Annotated in this window: 13 protein-coding genes and 1 pseudogene; 11 read left to right on the top strand and 3 right to left on the bottom strand. The window is 68.0% G+C overall.

Going from position 1 to position 15,712, the window contains the following annotated elements:
• Positions 1-37: 37 nt before the first annotated feature.
• A complete protein-coding gene (locus tag ACQPWU_RS47085) occupies positions 38-685 on the bottom strand; it encodes an NAD(P)-dependent oxidoreductase (protein WP_433432614.1) in 648 nt (215 codons plus the stop codon).
• Between the two features lie 89 nt (positions 686-774).
• Between ACQPWU_RS47085 and ACQPWU_RS47080 the strand changes: the two genes are divergently transcribed.
• Both ACQPWU_RS47080 and ACQPWU_RS47075 read left to right on the top strand, forming a co-directional pair.
• Positions 775-1,191: a winged helix-turn-helix transcriptional regulator gene (locus ACQPWU_RS47080; RefSeq protein WP_433432612.1), complete on the top strand. Its 417-nt coding sequence runs from the start codon at positions 775-777 to the stop codon at positions 1,189-1,191.
• Positions 1,192-1,991: 800 nt separating this feature from the next.
• Positions 1,992-3,041, top strand: coding sequence for a hypothetical protein (locus ACQPWU_RS47075; protein ID WP_433432610.1), 1,050 nt, complete (start codon positions 1,992-1,994; stop codon positions 3,039-3,041).
• A gap of 31 nt (positions 3,042-3,072) precedes the next feature.
• Here ACQPWU_RS47075 and ACQPWU_RS47070 read toward each other — a convergent pair whose 3' ends face one another.
• A complete protein-coding gene (locus ACQPWU_RS47070) occupies positions 3,073-3,600 on the bottom strand; it encodes an integrase core domain-containing protein (RefSeq protein WP_433445460.1) in 528 nt (175 codons plus the stop codon).
• A 154-nt stretch (positions 3,601-3,754) separates the two neighbouring features.
• Here ACQPWU_RS47070 and ACQPWU_RS47065 point away from each other — a divergent pair.
• Positions 3,755-4,139, top strand: a pseudogene (locus ACQPWU_RS47065) (catalase/peroxidase HPI); the annotation flags it as partial.
• A gap of 70 nt (positions 4,140-4,209) precedes the next feature.
• Here the strand turns inward: ACQPWU_RS47065 and ACQPWU_RS47060 are convergent.
• The gene (locus ACQPWU_RS47060) at positions 4,210-5,058 is read right to left on the bottom strand and encodes a LuxR C-terminal-related transcriptional regulator (RefSeq protein WP_433432608.1); all 849 of its coding nucleotides are present in this window, start codon (positions 5,056-5,058) and stop codon (positions 4,210-4,212) included.
• A gap of 141 nt (positions 5,059-5,199) precedes the next feature.
• Here ACQPWU_RS47060 and ACQPWU_RS47055 point away from each other — a divergent pair, with 141 nt between their 5' ends.
• Genes ACQPWU_RS47055 through ACQPWU_RS47020 form a run of 8 tightly spaced genes read left to right on the top strand, consistent with a single transcriptional unit; the run spans position 5,200 to position 15,556 of the window.
• Positions 5,200-6,726, top strand: coding sequence for an AMP-binding protein (locus ACQPWU_RS47055; RefSeq protein ID WP_433432607.1), 1,527 nt, complete (start codon positions 5,200-5,202; stop codon positions 6,724-6,726).
• Complete coding sequence (locus tag ACQPWU_RS47050) at positions 6,723-8,504, top strand: CocE/NonD family hydrolase (protein WP_433432606.1); 1,782 nt, start codon at positions 6,723-6,725, stop codon at positions 8,502-8,504. Before ACQPWU_RS47055 ends, ACQPWU_RS47050 begins: the two co-directional genes overlap by 4 nt.
• Positions 8,501-10,030, top strand: coding sequence for an ABC transporter substrate-binding protein (locus tag ACQPWU_RS47045; RefSeq protein ID WP_433432604.1), 1,530 nt, complete (start codon positions 8,501-8,503; stop codon positions 10,028-10,030). The genes ACQPWU_RS47050 and ACQPWU_RS47045 overlap by 4 nt, the downstream gene beginning before the upstream one ends.
• A complete protein-coding gene (locus ACQPWU_RS47040; protein WP_433432602.1) occupies positions 10,027-11,229 on the top strand; it encodes a glycoside hydrolase family 1 protein in 1,203 nt (400 codons plus the stop codon). The genes ACQPWU_RS47045 and ACQPWU_RS47040 overlap by 4 nt, the downstream gene beginning before the upstream one ends.
• Complete coding sequence (locus ACQPWU_RS47035; protein ID WP_433432600.1) at positions 11,226-12,167, top strand: ABC transporter permease; 942 nt, start codon at positions 11,226-11,228, stop codon at positions 12,165-12,167. Before ACQPWU_RS47040 ends, ACQPWU_RS47035 begins: the two co-directional genes overlap by 4 nt.
• On the top strand, positions 12,164-13,936 hold the full coding sequence (locus ACQPWU_RS47030; protein WP_433432598.1) for a dipeptide/oligopeptide/nickel ABC transporter permease/ATP-binding protein: 1,773 nt from the start codon (positions 12,164-12,166) through the stop codon (positions 13,934-13,936). The genes ACQPWU_RS47035 and ACQPWU_RS47030 overlap by 4 nt, the downstream gene beginning before the upstream one ends.
• On the top strand, positions 13,920-14,693 hold the full coding sequence (locus ACQPWU_RS47025) for an ABC transporter ATP-binding protein (protein ID WP_433432596.1): 774 nt from the start codon (positions 13,920-13,922) through the stop codon (positions 14,691-14,693). Before ACQPWU_RS47030 ends, ACQPWU_RS47025 begins: the two co-directional genes overlap by 17 nt.
• Positions 14,651-15,556 (top strand): alpha/beta hydrolase, encoded by a 906-nt coding sequence (locus ACQPWU_RS47020; protein WP_433432595.1) that lies wholly within the window; start codon positions 14,651-14,653, stop codon positions 15,554-15,556. Before ACQPWU_RS47025 ends, ACQPWU_RS47020 begins: the two co-directional genes overlap by 43 nt.
• Positions 15,557-15,712 lie beyond the last annotated feature (156 nt).

Genomic DNA, 15,712 nt, shown 5'->3' with positions numbered 1-15,712 from the left:
AGAGGCAAGATCTTCAGAGACAGGACAACGGGCCTGCCTAGTGGCCGAGGTTGACCTGTGCCCTGTGGTGGTCGCCTTTCTCGATCAGGTCGACGAACCCGAGGGCGTAGTCCGCGGCGGAGATCGCGCCGCCGTCCTCGGGCGCGACCGCGACGTCGTCGCCGAGCCGGTAACGGCCAAGTCGTTCGCCGGGCATGCGTGCGCCGAACCGGAGCGCCGGGCTGACGAAGACCCAGTCGAGGGTCGGGGGCGTGGCTGGGAGGTCCTCGATGATGAGCGCCGCCCCGGCACGGATCTCGTCGTGGAGCTCTGCGGGGATGTGGCTGAGGTCGGTGACGAAGCGATCCGCCCCGGGCGCGGGGCGCAGCGACGAGGCGCCGCCGACGACGTACAGGGGTACGCCCGCGGCATCGGCCAGACGTGCGATCATGCGGTAGACGTCGCGGAAGATGCCGGCCAGCGGGCCGCGTGGGGCGAGTGCGCCCACGACGACGTCCGCGCCCTCGATGGCCGCCGAGAGCGTTGCCTCGTCGGTGGCGTCGCCCTGCACATAGGCCACGTCCGGGATGGGCGCGTCGGGGAGCGAGCGGCTCAGCGCGGTGACCTGGTGACCGCGGGCAGCGGCCTCCGCGACGATGGCCGAACCGGCATAGCCGGTGCCGCCGATGACGGTGATGCGGGACATGAGGAGGCCTTTCTGCGGGATGGCTGGCGTCGGACGACGCGCTGCGATTACCGTATGAGCGCAGCTCTCCAATGGGAAGAAGGCACTTTGTGGTAACCACTCAGGCCGAGTCGGTGCTCCGCGGCAGCCCCTACCGCGCGGACTGCCCGACTCGCCACATCCTGGATCGCATTGGCGACCGTTGGACGGTGCTCATCGTGGGCGCCCTGTGGGACGGCAGCGTCCGCTTCTCGGAGCTGCGCCGACGCATTGAGGGCATCTCGCAGAAGATGCTCACCCAGACCCTCCGCGGGCTCGAACGGGACGGGCTCGTGCGCCGCACCGTCTACCCCGAGGTTCCGGTCCGCGTCGAGTACGCGCTGACCGAGGCGGGCCGCACCCTGCGCGAGCCGCTGCGCGCACTGCAGGAATGGGCGATCGCGCACCTCGGCGACGTGTCAGCGTCGCAGGAAGCCTACGACCACGCGGACCAACCTCCTCCTGACTCCACGGCCCGCGACACGTGACGCTGCGATAACGGCGCTACCTACTGCCGATCTCAGGAACTCGGGGCCGACAGGGGATCTGCCACCGCATACACGGTTGTCGTCTCGGCTTCAGGACGCCATGGCGGGCCGATACACCGTCGAACGCGCCCTTCCGGCCTCCCAGCGCGTCAGCAACCGCAGTGCAGCGAATGTGTTGGTGATGGTGAGGTAGGCCAGGCGGAGGAGCACGGCCGATCATCATGCCGCACTTGGTTCCATCTTCTGAGTGGCCGGAGTTCGCGCCGCCACGCGAAGCCTTCGCAGGGCCGTGACCTGCGTGGATGAAATTTTCGGCAGGCGCAGACCTCGCCGACACCTATCGTAGAAAATATACGCGACCGAAGTGCATAGAGATCTGGGGAGTAAACTACACGCAGAACCAAACCCGTCAATGCGATGAATACCCCTTCGCCCCCACGTATGAGCGATGTGAATGGTCCTCGCTCTGGGACGGCGACAAGCCGGCCAATCCCGATAAGTTTTCGTCTGTCCCATTGCGAATGACGACGACAAAAAGGCCGGTGACGCGCTCGACAAAAGATTCTATCTTCGAGACCGGATCCTGCATGGCGATCCTTTTTTCGTCCGATTCAAGACCAAGATCAACCTGCGACCGATCGAGCAACTTTGCGGCAATCCCACCCCCGGCATACCAAGATTGGGATGATCGCAGACGGTAGAGTGGCCCGGGTGCCCAAAATGGAAACTTCAGCGCTCCCGGGCCGGCTCGACACGAACCATCTTCCCGATTAACTTATCGAGGAGTAGCATCAGGCATCATGTACGATCTTGCTGCAATCAACTACTATCTACCCTTGCTGCGTTCCAGCTCTGTTCAGTGGTTATCCGATCGAATGTGGTGGATCTCTGTCACGCCAAAAGCTCATCAATCGATTGAGATCGACGATATCCACGAAGTTCTCGCGGGTGGGACTCCGCCAGAGGTTCGTCAAGAAGACGGATACGAACTTCCAATAACGCTGCACTGTCCGATAGTGGCATTCTTTGTCCATCGATACGCAGGAGATGGGACGGTATCGATCCTCAATCTATCCTCTGAATCCACCTCTCTGAGAGACTATTGCCGCGCTCTGAGCAGTGGTGCGTCGGCGCTGGGAATCGAGTGGGGTGGCAAAACTTGGGAGGCCATTGCGTATGCCGAGGATGGGGATATCGTCGCGTATTTCCCCGAAGGTTTCTCGCGCGAGCTCGCTGGCGGAACCAATCCAGAAGCACTTAGCCAAGAGCTGCAATTCATCCACCAATTTTCCGAGGACAGTCCTGCTGGCGTTGTCGCGCAAAAGGCGGCGGCGCTGGCAATCCTGGAAGCTCGGTCAGGACTCCGCATTACCGAAGAGTGGCTAAACTCAACCCACGAAGTCGTCTACGTCGATTCGGTACACAGTGGTGCCATCGCTTCACAACCAACTATTCCGAATTCTCCCGATGTGTGGCCGCACGGCAAGAAGTCTGAACTTCTCTTCTGGATTATTGATCTGCTTGTCGCGAAATTCGGCTTTGAATGGCCGGGAATTTCAGAGGCTCGTAGCGCTTACGGCTCAGGGTATGTCCCCGAGGAGGCGCTCCACACAGAGGTCATGGACCGCACACTTCGCCTCGGTCGAGATTGGCTGGAGGCTACCAATGAATATGAATCGTCCGCTGCGAACTCTGAGCTCATGAGGTTGCGATGGAGGGCTGGGATTGCCATCCGAGTTGCGCTTAGAGAGATCGAACAGAGCAACCCCAAATTGTCTTCGCTTCAGCTTGCCAAAGAAGCTCTTGGGATGGAATGGCCGACCGTCCAGCAGCATATCCTCAACCTCTGATCTACTCTCTGAGAGGTGGCCGCCAGGGCTTTTAACGTCTGGCTAACCCGGGGTTGAGGAACGCCCTGGGGCAGAGCCCTCCGCTACCTGGCGGTTGGGGACGTGTTCGGGAGCGGAGGGCCCAAACGAAGGAGTGGGTCCCGCGGTTCGGAGAGGGTGCGTGGGTTACGGCCAGCGTTGCGGGTCTCCGACACTGCGCCTGCCGAAAATTCCATTCAGTGCAGTTCAAGCCGCATGTGAGTACTCGTGGAGGACGCCGCCGAGCCGGTCTCGTCGGGGTACATTCAGGTCGGTAATTCGCTCTGGATCCGTGATCGGATCGGGGACGGGTACGCAGCGGGGCTGCTTGGTTCAAGGCTTGATGGGCTCGGTGCTGGTTGTAGAAGCCTTCGTACTCGCGTAGGGCGTGCCGAAGATGGTGTTCGTTCCAGACGAGGCAGCGGTCGAGAAGCTCGTGACGGCAGGACCGCACCCACCGCTCCATGATCGAGTTCACGCGCGGCATCCGGATGCCGGTGAGCACGGTCTTGATGCCGGCCTCGGCGAGGATCTCGTCCATCAGGGCGGGGAACTTCCCGTCCCGATCGCGGATCAGATAGTGCGCCCGGCAGCCCGCATCGTTCAGATCCATCACCGGGTTCCTGATCACCTGGGTGACCCAGTCGGCGCTCGGATGAGCGGTGGTGCCGAGCACACGGACTGTGGCCAGTTCGGTGCTGCTCGTCGATCGTGCCTACATGCTCAACCTGACCCCGCCCGAAATGACCGTCCTTATCGGCGGCCTGCGCTCCCTCGGAGCCAACTTCGGCGGTACCCGGCACGGCGTGCTCACCAACGACTTCTTCACCAACCTGCTCTCCTCGGGCGCCCGGTGGACGGCATCAGACTCCGAGGAGCATGTGTACGAGATCCGCGACGTGGCCACCGATGAGGTGAAGTGGACCGCCACCGCGGTCGACCTCATCTTCGGCTCCAACTCCCAGCTACGAGCCCCTCGCGGAGGTCTACGCCGGCCAGGACACCCGCGACAAGTTCGTGGCCGACTTCGTCGCAGCCTGGGCCAAGGTCATGGAACTCGACCGGTTCGACCTCGCGTGACCCGTCTCCACCCGACGAGCCCGGTCGAACCCGTGATCGACCGGGCTCGTCCGACAACCGAAGGGCGCCGCTATGGCAGTAGGCCGAGCCGGCGGGCGGTGACCACCGCTTCGAGGCGGGAGCGGGCCTGGAGCTTCCTGGTCGCGGTGCGTAAGTAGCTTTTGACTGTTTCCAGTGTGATGCCTAGGTCGTCGGCCGTCTGGGCGTTCGTCCAGCCGAGGGCGACGCAGGCGAGGACGTCCAGCTCTCGTCCCGACAGCGTGGGCCCCGCGCCTGTCGCGGTTGCGCCGGACAGTTTCCTGCACACCGCGTCGACCCGTTCCCGAAGGGCTGGATCCCGCAGGTCGTTGGCTAGGATGCGGAGCTCGGTGTAGGCCTCACGCATCAGTTCGCGCTCGGTGCTGCCCGGCGGGCGTGGTCCAGGGCGCGGTGGAGGTTCGTGTCTGGTCAGCTGGTCAAGGCGGCGGCCGATCTCGTCGCGTACGGCCAGGGTCTGCTCCAGCTCGCGCGCCGTCTCCATGGCCGTCTGGACGACCCGGTCGCCCAGCGGGAACGTGCTGCGCGTGGTGCAGTAGAGCACTCCCCGTACGGCCTGCCGCACCACCACGGGCACCGCCACCATGGCGCGCAGCCCTTCGGCGGTGATGACGTGGTCGTAGTGGTGGCTGATCCCTTCGGAGGCCACGTAGTCGTTGACCACGAGCGGCTGCCGCCGGGCCACGACCTTTCCGCCGAGGCCGAGCCCGAAGTCGAGGGCGACCCCGCGTAGCGCGCCCTTGTTGGCGCCGGCGAACTGGGTCAGCTGGACCTGGCGCCGGGCATTGACCGGGCCGCCGAAGGCCAGCGGAAGCCTGGTGGCGTCGCGGAGGCGAGTGAGCGCAGTGTGGATGTGGCGTTCGTCGTCTGCCGGGTGATTCATGCAGTTCTCCTCAAGGTACGCAAAGGTTCACCTCTGCTCCCGAGCCCGCGCAAGACCCCTTCCCCTCATCCGGGGGTACCGCGAGATGTGCCCCGGGGAGAAACATCCCGGTAACAGCACGTCAACACCTCTGGAGTTTCGATGTCCAGCCCTCCTCAGCGCGTCGCCGAGTTGCTGTCCGTGTACGGCGCGGCGGACGCGTGCGCGGCCGAGCTTCTGTGTGATCGTCATCCGGCTGACGCGGTCGCCTTCACCGTTGTCGAGCCCGATCTGTCCAGCCGGGACCTGACGTTCGGCCGGCTACGGGAGGAGTCGGCGCGGTTCGCCACCGGGCTCGCCGAGTTGGGGGTGGGCCGGGGGGATCGGGTTGCCACGCTGATGGGCAAGTCGGCCGACCTGGTGGTGGCGACCTTGGCGATCTGGCGACTGGGGGCGGTGCAGGTGCCGCTGTTCACCGCATTCGCGCCGCCCGCGATCGCCTTGCGCGTCGAGGGCGCCAAAGTGGTGGTCGCCGACGAGGGGCAGCGGGACAAGCTGGCCTCGATATCCCAGCCGGTGGTGGCAGGCCCCGCCTTTCGAGAGCTGCCGCCGTATGAGGGCGCCGTGGCGGTGGGAGGTGACGGCTTGATCATCGAGCTGTTCACGTCCGGCACCACCGGCGCACCCAAAGCGGTCCCGGTGCCGCTGCGGGCGGTCGCGGCGATGCGGATGTACCAGGAATACGGGCTGAACCATGCCGCGGACGACGTGTTCTGGAACGCGGCCGACCCCGGCTGGGCCTACGGGCTCTACTACGCGATCGTCGGGCCGCTGGCGCTCGGGCGGCGCGCCCTGCTGCTGCACGGTGGGTTCTCGGCCGAGCTGACCTGGCGGGTGTTGTCGCATTTCGGGGTGACAAACTTCGCCGCGGCGCCGACCGTCTACCGGGCGCTGCGGAACGCCCCGGCCGCGGAACCACGGCTGCGGCGTTGCTCGTCCGCGGGAGAGCCGCTGAACCCGGACATGATCGAGTGGGCGGAGAAGGCGCTCGGGGTTCCCATCCTGGACCACTACGGGCAGACAGAGCTCGGCATGGCGGTGGCCAACGGCTGGCACCCCGACATCCTGGCCGGGTTGCGCCTCGGTTCCATGGGCAGGGAACTGCCGGGCTGGCGGCTGAAGGTGCTGCGGCCGGATTCGGAGCAAATCGCCCCGCCGGGAGTTCTCGGCCGGGTCGCGGTCGATGTCGAGCACAGCCCGCTGATGTGGTTCACGGGCTATCGCGGTGGAACCGCGCCCGGGCGATGGTACTTCACCGGCGACACCGCCTCCAGGGACGCCGACGGGTACTTCTTCTTCGCCTCCCGCGATGACGACGTGATCCTCATGGCCGGGTACCGGATCGGCCCCTTCGAGGTGGAGAGCGTCCTGCTGGAGCACGACGACGTGGCGGAGGCGGCCGTCGTCGGCACGCCTGACGAGCTTCGTGGCGAGATCGTCGTCGCCTATGTCGTGCTCAGGTCCGGGGCGGTTCCGTCCGAGGCGCTGGCGGGCGAGTTGCAGCGGCTGGTCAAGGAGCGGCTCGCCGCGCACGCCTATCCGCGTGAGGTGCGTTTCGTGGACGGGCTGCCCAAGACGCCGAGCGGAAAGCTGCAGCGGTTCCTGCTGCGCGAAGGCGGGAGCGCATGAGCGGCGGGGTCACGGTGCGCCGTGACGTCCGGATCCCGACCGGAGAGCTGGACGTCACGCTCTCGGCCGACCTGTTTCTGCCCGAGCCCGCCGGATCCCCGGTGCCGGTGCTGATCACTGTGCTGCCGTACCGCAGGGATCTGGCGGCGCTGGGCGGGACGCCCATGCAGCGCTGGTTCGCCGCCCGGGGCTACGCCTCGATGCTGGTGGACCTGCGCGGCACCGGCTCCTCTGACGGAACGCCACGGCCGCCGCTCCATCAGGACGACGTCGATGACGCCCTGGCCGCCATTGACTGGGCGATCGGACAACCGTGGTGTGACGGCACGGCGGGCATGTGGGGTGACTCGTACGGCGCCGTCATGGCCCTGCGCGCGGCCGCCGCCCGCCCGAACGGGCTGAAGGCGATTGTCGCCGTGCAGGGTCTGATGGATCCGGAAACGGACTTCGCTCACCCCGGTGGGACGAGGGGCGCGGCGATGCCGCTCGCCATCTGGGCCAAGAACACTCTGCTCGCCCAGCTCCTGCCGCCGCTCGACGACCCGGCCGACCCCGTCGAGCAGGCTCGCTGGCGGCGGCGGCTCGAGGCCACACCATACTTGGTCGATCTGTTCCGCCACGGACCCGGGCATCCCGACTGGGCCCGGCGGAGGATCGACGCCGCGGCCATCCAGATCCCCACCCTGTGTTTCGCGGGCTGGCGCGACTTGTTCGCCGATGGGATGATCCGCGCCTACGAGCAAGTGCGCGGCCCCAAAAAGCTCGTGGCGGGGCCGTGGATGCACGGGTCCCCGCAGTGGAGCCCGCAGGCCCCCATCGACTTTCTGAACATGGCGTTGTCGTGGTGGGATCGCTGGTTACTGGGCAAGGAGGCAGGCACCGAGCCCGCCGTGACCTTCTACGCTCAGGGATCCCGCCCGCGCTGGCTGGCCGCCGGCCGATGGCCGCCCGGTGGTGCGGATCAGAAGGTCGATCTGGGTGGGTGGCAGCTCACCGAGCCCGCCGAAGTGGATCACGCCGTAGGCGCGCTCAGTGGCCTGTGGGCGACTCCGGACGGCCCGTTCGGGCTGCCGCTCGACCAGCACGACGACGATGTCCGCAGCATCTGCCACACCTCGCCTCCGTTGGAAGGCGCGTTGCTGATCAGCGGCCCCCCGCGGGTCATGCTGGACAACCCCTGGCTCCGGGTCTCGGTCAAGCTCGTCGACGTGGACGCGGACGGCCGGTCCACCCTCATCTGCGCCGGGCTGACCGGCACGGATGAGGCGATGCTCGCCCCGACCACTTATGAGATCCCGGCCGGGCATCGGTTGCGCGTGGTGCTCGCTTCCGGTGACTTCCCGCGGGTCTGGCCGTATGAGCCCTCCGGAGAACGCAGGCCGGTGGCGACGCTCCTGTCGCTCCCGATCTCCGGCGAGACCGCGGAGATCGAGCTCCAGGCGCCGGAGCCCGTGGCGGTCGACTTCGAGATGCGCGAGCCGCCCGTCTGGGAGATCGCGAACGACCTGATCAACGGCACGGTGTCCACCCGGATGGCCTCACACGGCGGCTGTCCGGCCCGCGGGCTCTGGATCGAGCAGGAGTTCGTCGCCACCGCGCACCGCACCCGCCCTGACGCCACCATCACCTGCCGGGTATCGGCCGAGGTAGACGGCGTCGCCGTGAACATCGACCTCACCGCCACCTCCTCGGCCGTCCGCGCCACGGGCCGCGTCACTCGCGACGGCGACCTGTTGCTCGACCGGACCTGGCAAGCACCAGAAGGACACACCCGATGACCCTTTCCAGGCGGGAATTCACGATCGCCGCGGCGGTTCTGGTGCTCGGCGCCGGATGCGGCACAGCGTCCAGGAGCAGCGGCCCCAAGAGCACCGCCCGCACGCTCCAGGTGGGCCAGTCCTTGCCGCCGGTCAGCCTTGACCCGGCCAGGAGCGGCGGCGAGTCCGCCCTGTACGTCGGCGCCGCATACGACCCGCTCATCTACCGCGCACCCGATGGCACCTACCAGCCCAGGCTGGCCACCTCCTGGCGATATACGGACAAGGGCAACACCGCGTTCGAGCTGACCCTGCGCCAGGGCGTGACCTTCAGCGACGGCACCCCGCTCACGGCGGCCGCCGTCAAGGCCAACATCGACTACTTCCGCCAGGCGGCCGGACAGGCGGCGGCCTTTCTCGCCCCCATCACGCAGGTGGAGGTCGCGGGCGACCGCACCGTGCGGCTCGGCCTGTCGGCACCGCATCCGCAGCTGCCCGCCCTGTTCAGCCAGGACTTCTTCGCCGGCAACCTGATCAGCCCGGCCGCCATCGCACAACCGGCCAAGCTGGCCGCCCAGACCTTCGGAGCGGGGCCGTACACGCTGGCGTCAGAAGAGACCGTCGCCAACGACCACTACACCTACGTCCGCAACCCGGCCTACTGGAACGCCGGCGACCAGCACTACGACAAGATCGTCATCAGGGTGCTGCCCAACGAGAACACCGCGCTGGCCGCGCTCAAGACGGGCCAGGCCGACGTGATCGCGGGCAGCTACGCCATCGTCGGTGGTGCGAAATCAGCCGGACTCCAGGTGGCCTCCACGCCGAACGTCGTCTTCGGCCTTCAGCTCAACGACCGGACGGGCAAGCTGAGCCAGCCCTTGGGCAAGCAGCAGGTGCGGCAGGCGCTCAACTTCTCCGTCGACCGCCAGAAGATCACCACGGCGCTCCTCGGCGAGTACGGTGTGCCCACCGAGCAACTCGCCGCCTCCGGCCAGGACGGCTACAACGACACCGCCTTCTACACCTACGACAAGGCCAGGGCCAGGCGTCTGCTGGCCGAGGCGGGCTATCCGGACGGGTTCCGGCTGCCCGTTCTGATCCCCTCGACCCCGGCCTTCTTCAAGGACATCGTCCAGGCCGTCGCCGCCGATCTGCGGGAGGTCGGCGTCACCCTCGAGATCACGGCCAAGGAGCCCGCCGCCGCCGTCATGGAGCTGTCGAAGTATCCCGCCTCCAGCCTGGGATGGGGTGTGCTGCCCCCGTACTTCATGGGCCGCGGCCTGTGGTTACGCGACGCCATCGGCATGAACCCCTTCCACAGTGCCGACGACGTCCTGCAGGACCTCGACGCCAAGGCCGCGGCGGCCGACGAGAGCAGCCGCGCCGAGCTCGACCGGCGCATCGTCCGGCGAGTGACCGAACTGGGCTGGTTCCTGCCCGTGTGCCTGAGCCCTGTCTTCTTCCTGCACCGCGACACCGTCAACCTCGGCGCGGTGCCGGGCAAGCCGCTGCCGAGCCTGTCGTCCTGGCGGCCCGGCTCATGAACGACCTGCTCTTCCCGCCCACCTTCACGTGGGGCGCGGCGACGTCCGCGTACCAGATCGAAGGCGCCTGGGACGTCGACGGCAAGGGCCCGTCCGTCTGGGACACCCTCGCCCACCAGCGTGGATTCGCCGGCGGTGCCACCGGGGACGTGGCCTGCGACCACTACCACCGCCTCGACGAAGACCTCGACCTCATGGCCGTGCTCGGCATCGACGCCTACCGCTTCTCCGTCTCCTGGCCCCGGGTGCAACCGGACGGGAGGGGCTCCTGGAACCCCGCCGGCCTGGCGTTCTACGACCGCTTGATCGACGGCCTGCTCGCTCGCGGGATCGAGCCGCTGCTCACCCTCTACCACTGGGACCACCCACAGGCGCTGGAGGACTCCGGCGGGTGGCTGAGCTCCGAGACGGCCGAGCGTTTCGCGGACTACGCCGAGGGGGTCGCGGCCAGGATCGGGGATCGGGTCCGTCGCTGGATCACTCTCAACGAGCCGCTCTCCGTTATGTCGGCGCATATATCGGGTGCGTCCCGCCCGGCCGGACCGCTCACCCTTGACGACGGTCTGCGCGTCGCCGACAACCTGCTAGCCGCGCACGCCTTGGCCACGCCCCGGCTACGCGACCACGGCGAGGTGGGAATCGCGCTCAACCTGGCCGGTTTCGAAGGGGACGCGGCGGAACGCGCACGAGCACACGAGGATCAGCTGTTCCTGGACGCGGTCCTGAAAGGAGAGCCGATCGATTTCCTCGGAGTCAACTGGTACGCGCCTGCCCGCGTCATCGCCTCCCACGACCCGCTCGGCTACGCCCGCACCGATTTCCCCGGCGTACCCACCAACATGCTCGGCTGGCCCATCCTCCCCGAGCGCCTCGGCGACCTGCTGCGCTGGCTCCGCGACACCTACGCGGACCTGCCGCCCGTGCACATCACCGAGAACGGCCTACCGCTACCGGCGGGCATCCACGACCCGCGGCGAATCGACTACCTGCGCAGCTGCCTCACGCAGATCAAGGCCGCCCTCGACGACGGCATGGACATCCGCGGCTACCACGTCTGGTCTCTCATGGACAACCTCGAATGGGACCACGGCTACGATCCCCGCTTCGGCCTCGTCCACGTCGACTTCGACACCCTGACCCGCACCCCCAAGGACTCCTACCACTGGTACCGGCGGCTCATCGCGAGGCAGCCCCGATGAGAACGCTGATCCTGCGCAGACTCCTCGCCTCCGCCGTGCTCGTGTTGGCGGTCTCCCTGCTGACCTTCCTGCTGCAGGCCGCCGCGCCCGGCGACACCGCCAGGACCATCCTCGGCGACCACTACGACCCCCACACCTACCAGCGACTGCGCACGCAACTCGGCCTCGACCAGCCCGTGCTCGTCCAGTACTGGCACTGGCTGAGTGGCGTGGCCCGCGGTGACCTCGGCGTTTCGCCGATCAGTGGCCTGGACGTGAGCTCCGAGCTGGCGAACCGGCTGCCCGTGTCGCTCTCCCTGATCCTGTGCGCCACCGCCGCAACCGTCCTGCTCGGGGTCGCGCTCGGTCTGGCCGGCGCGGTCGGCGGCCGTCGGCTCGGCCGCGCCTTCGACGTGCTGGCTCTGGCCGGCTACGCGGTACCGGGTTTCTGGCTGGCGCTCGTGCTGGTCACGCTGTTCGCGGTGACCGTACCGCTGCTGCCCGCCACCGGCTACGTCGGCTGGACGGAATCGCCGGTGGAGTGGGCCCGCAGCCTCGTCCTCCCCGTGGCCACGCTGTCGCTGCCCGGGGTGGCCGTCTTCGCCAAGCAGACCCGGGAGGCGCTGCTGGGGACATTGTCGCGCGAGTTCGTGACCGCGCTGCAGGCCAACGGCGCTTCGCAAGCCTCCGTCGTCCTGCGCCACGGGCTGCGCAACGCCGGGATTCCCGTGGTCACCCTGGTCGGGTTGACGTTCATCGGCCTGCTCAGCGGAACCGTGCTGGTCGAGTCCGTCTTCGCCATGCCAGGCCTGGGCGGGCTGGCCGTGCAGGCGGCGACCCAGCGCGACATTCCGGTGCTGCAGGGGGTCGTGGTGGTGTTCACGCTGGTCGTGGTCGCCGCGAACCTCACCGTCGACCTTGTCTACGGCTGGCTCGACCCGAAGGTGCGCACGCCATGAAGCGACTTGCCCTCGCCGTCCTCGCCGTGCTCGGACTCGGCTCACTGGCCGCGCCGCTGCTCGCCCCGTACGATCCCGCCGCGACCGACCTCGACCATGTGCTGTCCGGGCCGACCGGGGCGCACCTGCTCGGCACGGACGCTCTTGGGCGCGACGTGCTGTCCAGGCTCATGTACGGCGGACGCATCAGCATCGCCCACGCCGCCGTCGCCGTCCTCACCGTGCTCGTTGCCGGTGTGGGCAGCGGCTTGGCGGCCGGCTACCTCGGCGGCCGCGCGGACCGCGTCTTCACCTGGGTCGCGGACCTGATGCTGGCCATCCCCGTGATCGTGACGCTGCTCGCCGTCGTCGCCATTGCCGGCGACGACCAGGTGCTCGTCATGGTCGGTCTCGGTGTGCTGATGTCCCCAGGACCGGCCCGCCTGGTCCGCGGTGCGACACTGGCCGTCCGCAAGGAGCTGTACGTCGCCGCCGCCCGCGTGAGCGGCTTGCCCACCAGGCACATCCTGCTCAGGCACGTGCTGCCGAGAGTGCGCGGCCCAGTCCTGGTCCAGGGCTCGCTGCTCGCCGGTGGCGCCCTGATGATCGATGCCGGGCTCAGCTATCTCGGCTTCGGGGCCCAGCCGCCGACCCCCACCTGGGGATCCATGATCGCCGAAGCGGCGTCGCTCATCGACCGGCAACCCTGGCTGCTCGTGCCCCCGGGAGCCGTGCTCGGCCTCGCGATCCTCGCTTTCGGCCTGCTCGGCACCACTCCGCACGACTCGCGGCCCCTGACGTCTCCTGCCCGCGTCACCAGAGCCGCCCGCCCAGCCCCCCAAAGCTCGGCTCTTCTCACCGTACGGGACGCGTCGATCACCCTGAACGGTGTCACCGTGGTCGAACGTGTCAGCCTGGACATCGAACCTGGCGAGGCCGTCGGCCTGGTGGGGGAGTCGGGCTGCGGCAAGACCGTGACCGGCCGCGCCATCCTGGGCCTGCACGCCCTCGGCGACGGAAGCATGCATTTCGGCGGACTCGACCTGGCCGCCACGGACCCCAAGACCCTGCGCGGCTCGCAGATCGCGATGATCTCCCAGGACCCCATGGCCTCGCTCGACCCCCTCTTCACCGCCGGGCAGCACGTCGCGGAGCTGGTCCGCCGACACCACGGCGGAACCCGGAAGCACGCCCGAGCCCGCGCCGTCGACCTGCTGCGCGAGGTCGGTCTCCCCGACCCGGAACGGGTCGCCCGCCGCTACCCACACGAGCTGTCCGGCGGCATGGCGCAGCGCGTCGGCATCGCCATGGCCCTGGCCGGCCGGCCGCGGCTGTTGATCGCCGACGAGCCGACGAGCGCACTCGACGTCACCGTACGAACGGAGGTGCTCGACCTGCTGCACAGGCTCCAGACCGAGCGGGACATGGCCATCCTGCTCATCAGCCACGACTTGGACGAGGTGGCCCACCTATGCACCAGGACCTACGTCATGTACGCCGGCCAGATCGTCGAGACAGGCGCCACGGCCGACCTGCTCGACCGGCCCCTGCACCCGTACACGACGGCCCTGATCGATGCCATGCCCCGTAGAGCACGCCCCGGGCAACGACTCGCTGCGATCCCCGGCACCGTCCCGGCCCCTGCTGAGCGCACCCGCGGCTGCCACTTCACACCCCGCTGCTCTCATGCCCGAGACGAATGCCGCACGGAGCCGATTCCCATGCTCGTGCCCGCGCCAGGCCACGAGACCCGATGCGTGCTCGGAGATGACCTTGCTGACCGTCGATGAGCTCCATGTCCGGTATGGGCGGCGCACTGTAGTGGACGGCATCAGCCTGAATCTCTCTCCGGGGGAGACGCTAGGCCTCGTCGGAGAGTCGGGATCGGGTAAATCCACCATCGGCAACGCGATACTCGGCCTGGTCAGGGCAACCTCCGGCAAGATCGTCTACAACGGCGAAGACGTCACGCACGCCAAGCCACGCGTGCGCCGCCGTCTGAGCCGCCACATTCAGGTCGTCTTTCAGGACCCCTACGGCTCGCTCAACCCGGCCCGTACCATCGGCCAGACGCTCACCGAGCACCTCCGCTTCGTCCAGAAGCGGGACCGCGGCCAGGCCACCGCCCGGGTCAGCGAAGTACTGGCCGACGTCGGCCTGCCCGCCGAAGCGGCGGAACGCTACCCCAGCGCCTTCTCCGGAGGCCAGCGCCAGCGCATTGCCATCGCCCGCGCCCTCATCCCGGAACCACGACTCATCGTCTGCGACGAGCCAACCAGCGCACTCGACCTGTCCGTCCAGGCGCACATCCTCAACCTCCTGCTCGACCTGCGCGAACGGCTCGGGCTCGGCTACCTGTTCATCTCCCACGACCTCGACGTGGTCCGGCACATGTCACATCGGATCGCGGTCCTGCACCGAGGCCGCATCGTCGAGCAGGGCCCGGCGGCGCAGGTCTCCGACCACCCCGCACACCCCTACACCCGCACCCTGTGGAGACAACCGTGCACCTCTCCCGCCGAACCTTCCTCGCCGGCACTGCCATGATCCCGCTCATCGGCTCCACGACCGAGGTCGGCCCTCGGACACTTGACCTCACCATCGACTCCATCGCCCTGGGCAGGACCGCCAAGGCGCGGCTGCTGCTCCCGCGCGAGCGCTCGCCACTGCCCTTACCGGTCCTGTACCTGCTGCACGGTGCGGGCGACGACTACACCTCCTGGACCCGCTCGACGGACATCGAGGCCCTGACGGAGGACCTCGACCTGCTCGTGGTCATGCCGGAGGCCGGCCGCATCGGCTTCTACTCCGACTGGTGGAACCACGGCTCTTACGGGCCGCCGCGCTGGGAGCAATTCCACCTCCTGGAACTCCGTACGCTCCTGGAACGCGAGTACGGCGCGGGCCCCCTGCGCGCCATCGCCGGCCTGTCGATGGGCGGATTCGGCGCCATGTCGTACGCCGCCCGCAACCGCGGCATGTTCCGCGCCGCCGCCTCCTACAGCGGCATCGTGCACACCCTGCTCCGCCCTGACTACATCCAGCAGGTCCTGGTCAACGAAGGCCAAGACCCCCTCGCTCTCTGGGGCGACCCTGTACAGAACGCTCTCCTCTGGAAGGCCCGTAACCCGTACGACCGGGCACTCGACCTGTTCGGCATCCCCCTGTACGTCTCCAGCGGCAACGGACAGCCGGGTCCCCTCGACCCGCCCGGAACGCCGGCCGACCCGCTCCTCGAACCCTGGTGCAACGACATGGCCGGCGCGTTCGTCAGCAGCCTCCGCGCTCTCGGAGCGAACGTCACGGCGAACCTGTACGGACCGGGGCAGCACAACTGGCCCTACTGGGAACGCGAACTGCACCGATCCTTCCCGCTCCTGATGCAATCGCTGGGCCTCCCGTCCCAGTAGGGTGCGTCATCACCGGCATGGCGAAGAAGACCGCGTGGGTCCGCTACGACGGATTCTGGCACCCCACGGGGGTGCGGCGCTGTCGCCGCGGTCGAGCTACGAGGGCTCTGGTGGTGCGGGCGGCGGGGCGGGATGCCGCACCCAAGAGTGGTGAAC

Origin of the sequence: Nonomuraea sp. CA-141351, assembly GCF_050944675.1 — a bacterium.
Taxonomy (GTDB): Bacteria; Actinomycetota; Actinomycetes; order Streptosporangiales; family Streptosporangiaceae; genus Nonomuraea.
The sequence above is the reverse complement of the archived record's forward strand: the minus strand, read 5'-3'. Positions and strand labels throughout refer to the sequence as shown.

What these genes read in the sequence shown, in the direction of transcription:
- ACQPWU_RS47085 (WP_433432614.1), bottom strand. Translation starts at nt 685, where the DNA reads ATGTCCCGCATCACCGTCATCGGCGGCACCGGCTATGCCGGTTCGGCC.
- ACQPWU_RS47045 (WP_433432604.1), top strand. Translation starts at nt 8,501, where the DNA reads ATGACCCTTTCCAGGCGGGAATTCACGATCGCCGCGGCGGTTCTGGTG.
- ACQPWU_RS47040 (WP_433432602.1), top strand. Translation starts at nt 10,027, where the DNA reads ATGAACGACCTGCTCTTCCCGCCCACCTTCACGTGGGGCGCGGCGACG.
- ACQPWU_RS47035 (WP_433432600.1), top strand. Translation starts at nt 11,226, where the DNA reads ATGAGAACGCTGATCCTGCGCAGACTCCTCGCCTCCGCCGTGCTCGTG.
- ACQPWU_RS47050 (WP_433432606.1), top strand. Translation starts at nt 6,723, where the DNA reads ATGAGCGGCGGGGTCACGGTGCGCCGTGACGTCCGGATCCCGACCGGA.
- ACQPWU_RS47060 (WP_433432608.1), bottom strand. Translation starts at nt 5,058, where the DNA reads ATGAATCACCCGGCAGACGACGAACGCCACATCCACACTGCGCTCACT.
- ACQPWU_RS47075 (WP_433432610.1), top strand. Translation starts at nt 1,992, where the DNA reads ATGTACGATCTTGCTGCAATCAACTACTATCTACCCTTGCTGCGTTCC.
- ACQPWU_RS47055 (WP_433432607.1), top strand. Translation starts at nt 5,200, where the DNA reads ATGTCCAGCCCTCCTCAGCGCGTCGCCGAGTTGCTGTCCGTGTACGGC.
- ACQPWU_RS47030 (WP_433432598.1), top strand. Translation starts at nt 12,164, where the DNA reads ATGAAGCGACTTGCCCTCGCCGTCCTCGCCGTGCTCGGACTCGGCTCA.
- ACQPWU_RS47070 (WP_433445460.1), bottom strand. Translation starts at nt 3,600, where the DNA reads ATGGACGAGATCCTCGCCGAGGCCGGCATCAAGACCGTGCTCACCGGC.